At 68.8% G+C, this 11938-nt stretch carries 11 protein-coding genes and 3 pseudogenes; 6 read left to right on the top strand and 8 right to left on the bottom strand.

The genetic code is table 11. The annotated features are described in order from the left end of the window. The first annotated feature begins 419 nt into the window (after window positions 1–419). Window positions 420–557 carry a hypothetical protein gene (locus ACWDX6_RS27725; RefSeq protein WP_451487617.1) on the top strand — a complete coding sequence of 46 codons (138 nt, stop codon included), beginning with the start codon at window positions 420–422 and terminating at the stop codon, window positions 555–557. Window positions 558–769: 212 nt separating this feature from the next. Next, the gene (locus ACWDX6_RS27720; protein ID WP_451487616.1) at window positions 770–1132 is read left to right on the top strand and encodes a hypothetical protein; all 363 of its coding nucleotides are present in this window, start codon (window positions 770–772) and stop codon (window positions 1130–1132) included. A gap of 59 nt (window positions 1133–1191) precedes the next feature. On the opposite strand, the pseudogene ACWDX6_RS27715 reads toward ACWDX6_RS27720, so the two are convergent. From ACWDX6_RS27715 to ACWDX6_RS27680, 8 genes and pseudogenes are all read right to left on the bottom strand, one after another. Beyond that, window positions 1192–1317, bottom strand: a pseudogene (locus ACWDX6_RS27715) (IS21-like element helper ATPase IstB); the annotation flags it as partial. A gap of 1 nt (window position 1318) precedes the next feature. Beyond that, a pseudogene (locus ACWDX6_RS27710) lies at window positions 1319–1435 on the bottom strand (IS5/IS1182 family transposase); the annotation flags it as partial. Window positions 1436–1674: 239 nt separating this feature from the next. After that, window positions 1675–1869, bottom strand: a complete 195-nt coding sequence (locus tag ACWDX6_RS27705) for a hypothetical protein (RefSeq protein ID WP_451487640.1) — start codon at window positions 1867–1869, stop codon at window positions 1675–1677. After that, window positions 1870–1968 (bottom strand): annotated as a pseudogene (locus ACWDX6_RS27700) (MerR family transcriptional regulator); the annotation flags it as partial. A 340-nt stretch (window positions 1969–2308) separates the two neighbouring features. Further along, window positions 2309–4159 carry a hypothetical protein gene (locus tag ACWDX6_RS27695; protein ID WP_451487615.1) on the bottom strand — a complete coding sequence of 617 codons (1851 nt, stop codon included), beginning with the start codon at window positions 4157–4159 and terminating at the stop codon, window positions 2309–2311. 16 nt (window positions 4160–4175) lie between these two features. Continuing rightward, on the bottom strand, window positions 4176–5732 hold the full coding sequence (locus ACWDX6_RS27690) for a patatin-like phospholipase family protein (RefSeq protein ID WP_451487614.1): 1557 nt from the start codon (window positions 5730–5732) through the stop codon (window positions 4176–4178). Continuing rightward, complete coding sequence (locus ACWDX6_RS27685) at window positions 5729–7417, bottom strand: GMC oxidoreductase (RefSeq protein WP_451487613.1); 1689 nt, start codon at window positions 7415–7417, stop codon at window positions 5729–5731. Before ACWDX6_RS27685 ends, ACWDX6_RS27690 begins: the two co-directional genes overlap by 4 nt. Before the next feature lie 261 nt (window positions 7418–7678). After that, window positions 7679–8497, bottom strand: a complete 819-nt coding sequence (locus ACWDX6_RS27680; RefSeq protein ID WP_451487612.1) for an SDR family NAD(P)-dependent oxidoreductase — start codon at window positions 8495–8497, stop codon at window positions 7679–7681. A 196-nt stretch (window positions 8498–8693) separates the two neighbouring features. Here ACWDX6_RS27680 and ACWDX6_RS27675 point away from each other — a divergent pair, with 196 nt between their 5' ends. The 4 genes from ACWDX6_RS27675 (at window position 8694) to ACWDX6_RS27660 (ending at window position 11623) form a co-directional block, all read left to right on the top strand. Beyond that, the gene (locus ACWDX6_RS27675) at window positions 8694–8954 is read left to right on the top strand and encodes a hypothetical protein (RefSeq protein ID WP_451487611.1); all 261 of its coding nucleotides are present in this window, start codon (window positions 8694–8696) and stop codon (window positions 8952–8954) included. Window positions 8955–9112: 158 nt separating this feature from the next. Continuing rightward, window positions 9113–9322, top strand: coding sequence for a hypothetical protein (locus tag ACWDX6_RS27670; RefSeq protein WP_451487610.1), 210 nt, complete (start codon window positions 9113–9115; stop codon window positions 9320–9322). 896 nt (window positions 9323–10218) lie between these two features. Then, the gene (locus tag ACWDX6_RS27665) at window positions 10219–11058 is read left to right on the top strand and encodes an IS5 family transposase (protein WP_451487609.1); all 840 of its coding nucleotides are present in this window, start codon (window positions 10219–10221) and stop codon (window positions 11056–11058) included. Between the two features lie 94 nt (window positions 11059–11152). After that, window positions 11153–11623 (top strand): DUF5959 family protein, encoded by a 471-nt coding sequence (locus ACWDX6_RS27660; RefSeq protein WP_451487608.1) that lies wholly within the window; start codon window positions 11153–11155, stop codon window positions 11621–11623. Window positions 11624–11938 lie beyond the last annotated feature (315 nt).

The raw sequence follows: 11938 nt of genomic DNA, 5'->3' as shown, positions 1-11938 counted from the left end.
AGGATGCCCTGACCGACCCCTTCTGGCAGCTAAACCCGGCCCCGCTGGTGACAACCACTGAGCCTCGGCTCAAACCGACCAGCTCTCCACACTGCGGGGCGACCGCTACAGCCAGATCTGCGTCCGGATGAACCGCTGCTCAGTCCCGGTCGAGCTGATCGGATGGACCGTCCGCATCATGCTCCCTCTGAGCTGGTGGCCTACGACGGCCGCGAAGAAGTCGCCCGCCGCGAACGGCTCATCGCCCGGCGCTTCCCGTCTCGAACAAGAAGCTACACCGGCGGCTACGTAGCGGTCCGCGCCTACCTCCAGCCACTTCGCACAACCCCGACCGCACCGGCAGCCCGTCCGCCGTCCCCCCGGACGTCGCCGGCTGGGTCCTGTAGAGGCCCTGGACCGCGTCGATTACGGCCGTGCGCGTGTCCAACCAGGCGAACACCGATCCTCGGCCTCGGGTGCGAGGGGACACGGCCCTGGCAGTACGGCTCCTCGATCAGGTCCTCGAGCGCAGCGCCGGGCGGGACGACGAACTGCACGGTGCCCCCGTCGACGAGTAGGACGCCGGTGAACCGAGACCTCAGCGTCGTTGCTCCGCCTGGCTGCGTAGGTGAGACGGGAGAGCGTTTGTCGGTGGCTTCCAAGAGCGGTTGAGGACAGGGCACTCTGAAAAGAATTGAGAGCACCGGAGTCGGCTCGGTGGTGTGTGGCCCGACCGGAGGGCGTGTGGAAGTCAGTGGAACGGTCCGTCGGAGTGGGGCATGATCCGCGCATGGAGCGTGTCATCGATCTTGATCAGGCAGCCGCGGTAATCGCTGAGCGGACTACGCGATGGCTTGCGGCCGGTCTCAAGGTTGGGCAGGTGACGTGGCGGGACGAAACTGCGCCGTGGCCTCAGCAGCTTGAGACTGACAGAACTCTCGTGCGTGATCCCGACTCCGTCGGCGTGCTCATCTCTGGCCCGGGGGACGCTGGGCTGTCCGTGGTGCTGTTCCGGGGCGGCTGGGCTGACGTGGACTACTTCGACGGTCCCGACGACGGCGGACCGATACCGGCCTTCGGTATCAGATCAGCAGCGGCCTTCGGCACTCAGCTCGATCAGTGGGTGCCGCGCGTCTTTGGGAATCTTGGCTAGAGCTAGAGCTAGAGCTAGAGCTAGAGGGCTGGCACCAGCGAACGGTCCCACCTCGGTGATCAGCCAGCAGCGGCTTGCTGCTCCGCCCGGGCGCGGGTGGTGGCGAGCCGGTAGGAGTCGGTGCCGGTCTCGATGATGTAGCCGCCGAAGGTGAGGCGGTCGACGATGGCAGCGCAGAGCCGAGGTGTTGCGCTGCTTGTAGGCGTCGTGGTCGAAGGCCGGCGGACGGCCTCCGAGCCGACCGCGGCGTTTGCGGTTCGCGGTCTGGTCGGCTGACTGTGGGATCACCGCCCGGATCCGCCTTTGAAGCGGCCCGCAAGGCCGAGGAGGCGGAGCGCCGTGTGGCAGACGCGGAGCACCAGGCGTAGGCCGAGGCGCTGGAGTCGGCGGCGGAGGATGATCAGCAGGCCGCGCTCCTGGAGCTGGCGGCCGCGCAGTCCTGCGAGGAAGCCGCCCCATCGACGCCCGCTCGGATGACCCTGCCCGCCGGCGGAAACCTCGAATCCGTTCCCCTGGTCAGTACACCTAGCTGCTGCGGAGCCTCACACCTGGGTGGCGGCGAGGACTGTACTGAGTTCGACGGTGGCGTCGAGGAGGGCACGGGAGCGAGCCGCGATGCTCACATCTCGGGCTGCCAGCGCGGCTCCGATGCCTTCCGACCGGTGCCCGCACCGCAGGCCCGGCATCAAGGCCCGGAGCTGGTCGATGCGGTACCCGGCGCTGCGTAGCTGGTGCACAATCCGGGCGTCCCGAGTTTGGGCCGGTGAGTATCGTCGCGTTTCTCGCGGGGAGACCCGGTCAGGAACAGCAAGCCCCTCGGTGTCCCAGTGCCGCAATGTCGATGGGCTGTCGCGCGTCTGCCGCCATTCCTCATGCAGTACATCCAGGCGGTCGAGCGCATCCTGCAGGACGCCCAGCTGCCATACCCAGCGGCTCTGTACCGCGTGGGAGGGGAGTTGGGCGAGCTGCGTCTCGGCGGTGGCCAGATCAAGCCGGCGCGCCCGCAGGTCGGCGTCGATCAGGCGGGCGCCGCAGCCCAGAGCCGTGCCGCCGAAGTCGCGCGGGGCGGGTGCGAGGACGGGATCGGGTCCGGCGGCCGGCGCGGCCCGCGGCCGGGCGCCCGCGTTGCGGGAGGGTGGTCGCGCTCAGGCGCCCCGGTCCGGTGTCGCCGCGCGGTCACCCCTGTCCGTGCCGCGCGATCACGACGGGTTCCTCGATGAGCCGCACGGTCGGAGCCGGATCGGGCACCGGACGCTTCCACACGCCCTCCGCGTCCGCGACCTCGTCCAACTCCCAGTTGCGGCAGGTCCCGTCGAGCGCCAGCGGGTAGAGGGTGAGCGTGCCGTCCCGCGCGAGGCGCATCCGGAGGAAGCCCTTGTGGTCGTCGATGGACTGCCCGGACATCTGCCATTCGGCGACCAGGCCCCGGTTCGTCCACAGCACCCACAGGGCGAAGAGCTGGGAGCCGAGGGAAGCGCCCATCACGGCGGCGACGACCAGCAGGATCGCCAGGAACGCGAGGCCGTTCCAGGAGGACGGGATCGACCGGGCGAGGGCGACGGTGACGGTCAGGGCCGCGGCGGCGACCGCCGTCTGGAACAGCACGGCCACGACAGGACCGGACGGCGCCCTGGGGCGCCGTCCGCGCACCAGCCCTCTCCACCAGCCGATCACGAAGGGCAGGACGAAGAGGGCGGCACTCGTGCAGAGCAGGCCGAGCAGGTCGTCGGCGCCGGCGCTCCGCAGGGCCCCGACGGGATTGTGCCGGCCCCCGGCCAGCGCGAACGCGCCGCTCGCGATCAGCACGAGCACGATCTGTACCGCCCCAGCCAGGACGGCGAATCCGGGGTTGCGCCGCGGGAGCCAGTACCGCGACCAGGGCATGGCGATCGCGCGGGCGAGCGAGCGGGACTCCGCCGCGTCCGGGTACGTGTGCTGGGCGAGGGCGAAAGCCGTCGGCGGGTGGTCCTTCCTCTGCATACGTGAGGTGGCCGGCGGCAGGGGCAGGGCCTTCGGGAGCCTGTGGGTGGACGAGAGGAAGGCGCCGCCCAGGCCGCACGTCACCATCTGGCGCCGCCGGGGGTCCGGGGGCAGAGCGTCGTCGGCCCCGACCCCGGCTCCGGCCTCGTCATCGGCGAGCCGCTCCGCGTAGCGGGCGTAGTGGTGCTTGTCGCCGGTCAGCCACAAACGGATCGAGGCGCCCGTCTCCTCGTGCTTCCGGGTCGTCCGGTCGAAGCGGGACCGCACGATGTTGCGGTCGAACCAGTGCAGGGAGTTGAAGGCGTCGGGCCTCTCGCTGCTCCTCACCCAGGTGGGCTCGGCCGAGCAGACGATGACGCTGTCACCCGGACGCAGCCGCGGCGAGAGGTGGGTCTCGAAGTAGCGCCGCTGCGGATCGTCGAAGTAGGTGCCGAGCTGGCTGTCCAGCCCGACGAGCCACCAGCGCTGCGGCAGTTCCACGGCGAAGTAGCTCCGGGTCTGTCGGGTCTGCCAGCCGCCGATCACGCTCTCCTGGGCGAACATCCGCAGGAACGCGGTGAGTCCGTCGTACCAGTCGTGGTTGCCCGGCAGCGCGACCATGAGCGGCTCGTCCGGCGCCGACGGGAGCGCCGCGCGGTAGGGCCCTTTCATCCGGTCCTCGTAGGCGGTCGCCGATGCCACCGGGTACACCTGGTCCCCGCCGAGGACGAGCAGCGAGCCACGGGGGAGCGAGCCGGGCCCGTCGACGGCGAGTCGGTCCGCCCCCAGGGCGGATGCCACCGAGGCCGTCGCCTCGAATCCGTCGCCGAGGTCCGCGACGAAATCGATCCAGATCTCCTCGGCGCCGGGATCCGCCAACGGCGCCCGCAGGAGACCGGCCTCCAGCGCGCCCTGGATCTCTCGCTTGTCCGAGTAGCCGGCGAAGACTGCGGCCAGGCAGACCTTGACCGCTGTACGCGCCAGCTCCTTCGGCGCGAGCCAGCGCACCGGCTCCTGCGGAGTGAATCGGAGCCCATCCGCGTGTCTGCGCAGCTCATGGAAGTCCACTTCGGCTCCTCCTCGGTCACAGAGGGGACCAGGGCAGGACGTTCTGCGCGTACACGTCCCACAGCTTGCCGGCGAAGAACCGCCCGAACCGTCCCAGGGTGGTCGCCCTGCCGCGCAGCGTCGGGGCCTCGACCCGGAAGGTGGTGAGTTGCTTCACGAAGTCGGCGGGGCGGATGTGAACGCTTCCGGCGGCCACCGACTGGGCTCCGGACTCCTCGTCGGCGTCGACGTGACCACGTAGAACGCGCGTGTAGAGGACGGACGTGTCCTTCCAGATCCCCCGACGGGAGTCCTCGCTGACGTCCTTGTACCCGCTGAGGGTGAGCCGGTGCCCGGCCCGGTCGCTGAAGAACAGGCGGTAGCGCATCCGCAGGTGCTGCGGGTCGGAGTGCTCCACGAACAGATGGAAGGTTCCGCGCTCGACCGGAAGGCGCCCGCCCAGCTCTTGGCAGAGGATCTCTCCACGCAACTCGGCCTCGTGCTCGGGACCGGAGAGGAAGCGGTCCATTCCCCTGATGTCGACGGTCAGGTGCAGGGCGATGTCGGCGGCGGCTCCGCCCGCCGACGAGGCCGCCTGCCGGGCGTCGTCCTCCCCGAAGACGACACGGCCGACCATGCGTTCGGTGAAGCGCATGCGGGTCGGGTCGTCGGGGCGGCCAGGAGGCGCTCCAGTTTTCCAGGGGATCCCCTGGTCCGTGCACCAGCGGCGCGCATGCTGTACTCCGAGTTCCACGGCCTGGGCGAAACGGTCCCGGCTGAAGTTGATGAGGTAGTTCAAGGGGACCTCGCCGCTCAGCAGCCGGACCTCGATCGGGCGCCCGAACTCTCCCTCCTCCCCGTCGCGGATAGCGGCGTTGCTGGCCTCGATCCGGCGCAGCCAGTGTTGCAGCCGGCCATTGGCCGTCGTCTCGATGATGTGGAAGTAGTTGGCCACGAAGCCGTTGCGCCAGCGGTGCCTTCGGCTGACGGTCCAGATGATCCACAGTTCGTCGCAGCCCCGCCGGATCGCTTCCTCGACGTTCGCGTCGGTCAGATAGACCGGATCGATGTACGTCTGCCCGTCGATGACGACCGGAGGGAACCACATGGGCAGCGCCACCCCGGCACAGAACCGGTCCTCATCCATGCGGTCGGCGGTCACCGGCTCCAGTTCGTTGGTGCTGAAGTTGTAAAGGGTGAAGGTGGCTTCACGGTCGGTGGCCCGTATCCGCTCCCAGTCCAGCCTCCAGTCCGGGAAGACGCGACGCCGGTATCCGTCCAGGGTGAAGAGGGAACGGGCGTAGGGCCCCTTCGGCAGCTCGCGCCAGTTCGGGGTGACGCCTTTCAGTGGGGAGAGCGTGCGCCAGTTGTCCGCGATCTCGCGCCCGGACATCCCCTGGCAGTACATCGCGAGGTTGAACACCCCTCCACTGGCGCCGTCGGCGTGGTCGAACGTCAACTCGGCCTCGTCGAGCAAGACCTGGAGGACGCCGGCCTGGTAGGCCACCTTCAGCCCGCCGCCGGCGAGGAGGAGGGACCTGCGCGGCTTGCGCGGGGATCCGCTGCGGGGCGTGGTGCCCTGTCCGGTCGTCATGAGGGGCTCTCAGGGTTCTGCGAGTTGTCCTCGACGATGCGAAGGGCCGACCGCTCGGCCAGCGCGGCGATGGTGAGCGAGGGGTTCGGGCCGACCGGACCTGGCAGCACCGAGCCGTCGGCGATCGACAGTCCCGGGTAGCCGTACACGCGGCCGAAGGAGTCCACCACGCCTTCCCTCGCGGTGTGCCCCATCGGAGCGCCGCCCACGGGATGCACGGTGATGAGGCGGTTGAGCAACCAGAGGGGATTCGCGGCGTAGCGTGCGCCGAGACTGCGGGACACGCGCTCCATGGTCGCGTTCATCTGGTCGAAGTACTGATCGGACGCGGCCAGTTTCCAGTCGAGGTCCAGATGCCCGTCCCGGAGGAACATCCGGCCGTTGGGGACGTCCCTCCCCATGCCGAGGAGCGGTAGGGACGTCGCGGTGAACAGCCCCTTGCCCATGGCGTCACCGAGCTGTCGTCCCACCCGGCTGCGTGCCGTACCGGTCAGCTGCGACCACCCTCGGCGCAGCAGGAATCTCGCGACCCGGTTGGACATCGTGAGGACGTTGTGCTCGATGAGCCAGTTGAGGAATTCCGGGTACCCGGCGTCCTCGATGTAGAACCCCCGGTCCCTCTCACCGGTTCCCTCGCGGTCCACCCGCATCGCACTCGTGATGACTGGTCCGAAACTCGGCTCCATCAGGTGCGGCTCCGTTTCCCAGGGCCGGTCCTGACGCCTCTCCCGGGCTTTGACCGCCAGCCCGAGGAAGTCTCCGTTCCCGGAGAAATGTGTGCCGAGGGCCGGGCTGAGCGCGGGGAAGGCGCTGCGGTTCCGCAGCAGCAGATAGGTCGTGCCGAGGGTGCCGGCGGAGAGGACCAGCCGCCTGGCCCTGACGGTCCGACGTACGGGAGGAGCCGACGGATCCTCGTCGCCGGCCGCGCGGTGCTCGATGTACGAGATCTGGAAGCCCTCTGGGACCGGTTCGAACGAGCGGACCTCGCAGAGGGTCCGGATGTCGGCCCCGAGCCGGTCCGCGGCACTGAGGTAGGTGAAGTCCATACTGTTCTTGCTTCCGAAGTTGCATCCCAGGTCGCATTCGCCGACGAGCCTGCATGCGTAGCGCGGGCTGTTGTGCAGATTGCCCTCGCCGACGTCGAGAGGGGCGCCGGGTACCGGGGGGTTCCCGAAGGAGACGGCCAGCAGTGGAAGTTCCCACGGAAGACCCAGCCGCTCGGCCGCCTTGCGCATGGCGAGGGTCTTGGGTGTGTGCTGATAGGGCTTCACGTCGAAGGGGTATTGCCGCGCGCCCAGCGTGGTCTCGACGGATTGGTAGTGCGGTTCGAGGTCCTCATAGGTGACGGGCCAGTTCTCGTAGCCGCCGTCGAACGACTCGTGCACGAACCAGTCGGCCGGTTTGCGGATCAGCACGTTCGCGTAGATCAACGACCCGCCGCCCAGCCCACTGGACACGAGCGCGTCCATCTTCGAGAAGCTCCACATGTCGTACAGCCCGTACAACCGGGTATCCGGGTCCCAGAAGTTCTTGGCCGCCTCGTGGGGGCTGCGGGGAAAGGACCCGGGTGGGAACCGCTTCCCTCTTTCGAGGACGCATACGCTGAGGCCGGCCTCGGCCAGGCGGAACGCCGTCACGGACCCGCCGAAACCCGAACCGACGACGACGGCATCGAAAACGTCCACGCTCGCCACCTCTGGAGATCGGAGCTGGAACAGCTGCCCGACTTCCCCCTCGTCTGCGGCTGCCGCACGCGCGACCTCTCTCCATCGTTCACCCGCGTGTGGTGAAGCGCATGTCGAGGCCACGGTCATCATCGGTCAGGGCGTCCGTGCGCCGACGCGGTGGGGACGGAGCCGTCGGCGAGGGCTGGGTGCGCTGTGCCCGCACGCAGTGCGGGACCGGTCGGTGGAACGTGACCGGTCATTTCGGCCGTGGCTGTGCGGTCAGGCCCGCGGGGCGCGTGGCTCCAGCCGGAATTCGAAACCGAGGGTGCCCGGGTCGAGTGCCGTCGCGCCGCCGTCGACGGTGAGCGTCGCACCGTTCACGAACGAGGCGGCGGGCGACAGCAGCCAGGCGATGGCCTCCGCGATCTCGTGCGGCTCACCGGGCCGTCCGGCGGGCAGGACCCGGGTCACCTCCTCGTACGCCGCTTCCAGACCGTTCCCGGCCAGGCCGGCCTCGTCGGCGAACCGGTTCATTCGGCGGTCGGCCATGTCGGTGCGCACCCAGCTCGGGCACACGGTGTTGGCGCGCAGCCCCGCGCCCCCGTAGTCGACCGCGAGCGAGCGGCACAGCTGGAGCAGCGCCGCTTTGGAGGTGGCGTAGGCGGCGTTCCCGACGCCGTTGCGCAGGGCGGACACGGAGGCCACCGCGACCACCGCACCGCGGGCGTCGAGCAGGTGCGGGAGCGCGGCGCGCAGCAGCAGGAACGGACCGGTGAGGTTGGTCCGCATGACCTCGTCCCAGTCCTCCAGGGCCACCTCGCCCACCCCGCCGCCCCGCCCGATACCGGCGTTGAGCACCAGACCGTCGAGCCGCCCGTGCGTGCCGACCACCGTCTCGACGAGCGAGGCCACGGCGGTGGGGTCCCCGATGTCCGACGGTACGGGCAGGCCGCCGATCTCCTCGGCGACCAGCCGCAGCGGCTCGGGGCGGCGCCCGGAGACGGCCACCTTGTGCCCCGCCCGGGCCAACGACCGCGCGGTCGCGGCCCCGATCCCCGTTCCGCCCCCGGTCACCAGGTACACACGCTCGTCCGCCATGTCCGCCGCCTCTCCTGCGCGTCGTCCGCCGTCCCCGTCCCGGTGATCTTAGGCGCGCGCCACCCCGGGGCCGGGCCGGCCGGCGAACCATGGGGGCTGGTAGAACGTCCTCAGGGCTGGGCGTCATCGTGGAGCCCTCGTGGAGCGAGGACTGGATGGCAGGCGACCGCTTCGGTGAGGTGGTCGCTTCGGTGAGGTGGTCGATGACGACGGCGCCCCGCTCCCGGCCTACGCGGTCCCCGCTACTCAGTTGAAGCCCTGGACGGGTGCGCCAGGCTCCGCGTCGCCGGATCGAACTGCTCACGCAGGGCGCCCTGACCGTCCGCGTCACGAAAGCCAGCTCCAGCAGATCACCGCCGACGCCCTGGCCGAGGTCTCCTTCCAAGACCACGGCCGCCGCGCCCAGGGCCTGATGATCGAGTACACCGACGTCGACCACATCGAGTTCGACCGGTAGAAGCGGGCGGGTGCGGCTCACACGACGCCTCGGTGTGACTGAGCGCCGTAGTGGGCCACTGAGCGTTTCAGTTGGCCAGCTGTGCGCTTCTGCGGAGCACCGGCAGACCCTGATGCCAGGAGTGTCCACGTGCGTTTGTATTCGTTGATCAAGACATGATGAACATGCGCACCCTGCTCACTTCTTCGGCGATCGCCATCGGCGCCCTCGCCTTGGCCGCAGGCCCGGCCGAGGCGGACGATCGGCTGAGCTTGCCCACCAACAAGCTCAACCAGCTGAATCAGCTCGGTCAGCTGAGCCAGGTGACGGGGGCTTTCGATCCCGTCTTCGGCCTGCTCGCTCCGGTCACCGGCGTCGTGCCCCTGTAAAGCTGCTGACTGGGAGCCTTGACTCGTGAGCGCCGTAGTTGGACAGACTGGCCAACTACGGCGCTCAGTCACACTCGGCGCGTCGGCGACCGGGAAGAGCCGTTCCTACCCGCGCTTCTTCATCGGCACATCGTTCCGCGCGTCAAGGCCGATGGCCTGCCGCCCCCTGGACCCCGCAGTACGCGGATGTCCGTAGTGGCGCTGGCCTAGTCTGCGAAGTATTCCCGTACCTGTCGGCGTTCGTGATGAACCTAGTGGCCGAAGAGAGGTCGGCGCCGCCGCATTGGTTGAGGGGGATCCCAGAGGGAGTCCGGCGAGATTGCCGTTTGCTGCTCCGGTGCCGTGAGTGGTGGCGCCGGTTGCATGGGCGCCGGTGTGGTGGTTGGCGCAATCGGTGCCGAAGGCGGGAGAGAGAAAATCTCCGATGCCCCCCGGCAACGGCAGGGGCAGGGGTGGCGAAGGTGGTGGCGAGGGCAGCGACGGCTGCGGTGCGATTGATCATGGTGGGAGTAACGCGGAAAGACCCGGCTCGGTCACGTGATCGCCCACGGCTGGAGTCACACAGCAGTTGCCGTTCAGGGATCGGTCACAGTGACCGAACCCCGAACGCTTGCACAAAGCCCCTATTTCGATCTGACGGCTTTTGGCCTGCCCATTTGAGTTCAGAAACAGGCACTGAAAGAGCGTTTTGCTCCGCCAGGGGTGTTTGGCTGCGTTTTGGGTGGTTGAACTGCTTGGGACTGTTGAGGTTGCTGACCACCGCTGTGGTGTCTGCAGCTAGTGACGACGGTCGAGGGTCCGTTACGGCCCCTTCGCTCCTGTCTGATCCCAACGCGCCCCTGCTCACCCCTGTTTGCGCCCTGCAGTTGAGGGGCTGCCGGCGGTACTACCGAAACATGCCTCGACACCGGCCGTATCCGAGTGACCTGTCCGATGCCCGTTGGGAACTGCTGGAACCAACTCTGACAACCTGGCGGACCGAGCGGAGAGGGAAGGGGCTGGACATCGGCCGGCCACCCGAGCACGGCCTGCGCCGCATCATGGACGCCATCCTCTATGTCGACCGGACCGGGATCCCATGGCGGTACCTGCCGCACGACTTCGCCCCGTGGGAGACGGCGTACGGGTACTTCGCGGCCTGGCAGAAGGACGGCGTGTTCGACCAACTCAACGGACTCCTCCGCCGACTCGTGAGAGAGACCGAGGGCCGGGATGCCGAACCGAGTGCGTGCGTCCTCGACGCGCAGAGCATCAAGACCTCCGCCAACGTCCCGGCCGCCGGCCAGGGCATTGACGCGGGCAAGAAGATCGCCGGCCGCAAGCGCCACATCGGCGTGGACACCCTCGGCCTCCTCCTGGCCGTCTGGGTGACCGCCGCCAGCGTCTCCGACAACGCCGGCGGCATCCACCTGCTTTCGAATATCGCCAAGGCTCACCCGCGCGTCACGAAGGCGTGGGCCGACACCGGCTACCGGACCAAAGCTATCGATCACGGCGCCCGCCTGGGCATCGACGTCGACGTCGTCCGCCGCGACCCTGATCAGAAGGGCTTCAAGGTTATCCCCAGGCGCTGGGTCGTGGAGAGGACATTCGGCTGGCTCATGCACCATCGCCGGCTCGCCCGTGACTACGAGACCCATCCCCACCGCTCAGAGGCCATGATTCGCGTCGCGATGATCGACCTAATGAGCCGCAGGCTGACCCGAGAATCCACCCCGAACTGGAAAGACGCATAGCGGACCCAGCGAGAGGCAGCCCCGGCCAGGCGGGCAAGCCCAGCCAGTGATGCGAGAGGATGCACATCCGACCATCACGAGAGAGAGGCCGGCGGTGACCGAACCGGGCGCAGTGGACCTGATCCACCTGGAAGATGCAGACGGCAACCGCTGCCTCGTCCGAGTGACCGGCCGCTACCAGCCGGGAGTGCTGACCGGCCACGACATCCTGCGGGCCGATGTCCTGGCCTCCGCCGACTTCGTTGACGCCCGGCTTGAACTCTTCCTGTTCCAACAGGACCTCGACGCCTGGCAGCGCGACCTGGCCAAGCTCGCGCCGGGCACGGACGCGAGCATCGGTGGCGACCGCGGACTGAGCCTCGTCTTCCACATGCACGAGGACCGCTCCTTGTCCGTGACCGTTGACGACCCCGACCGCCTGACCGCAATGCTCTGGCTTCAGCCGCAGGAGACCTGGATCCAGGAGCATCACCAGCGACTTGAGCACGTTCGAGAAACCTGGCCGAGTGAAGTCGTAGAGACGGCTCCCATGGCCTACGAGTGGAGTTCCAGCCGCAAGCGTTGAATCGCGTCGTCCGCCCGCGAACGCCCTCACTTCTCAAACAACCCTGGCGGGATAAAACGCTCTTTAAGTGGCTGTTTCTGAACCCCGAACAACAGGTCAACTCACTCGTGTTCGGAATGCGGTGGGCACTCATCACGCTGATGACCTGCAGGCTCACCCGCAATGGCCCCCGCCCCACCTGGTCGAAGAAAACGTGACCGACGTTTCCGCCACCGACCCCTGGCACCTGCCCGGCCCGCACGCTGCGCTTCAACCTCGAGCGGTGGGGGGGGGGGGGGCGGGGGGGCCGCCCCCCCCCCCACCCCCACCACCCCC

It is taken from the genome of Streptomyces sp. NPDC003027, from assembly GCF_053591435.1.
The sequence above is the reverse complement of the archived record's forward strand: the minus strand, read 5'-3'. Positions and strand labels throughout refer to the sequence as shown.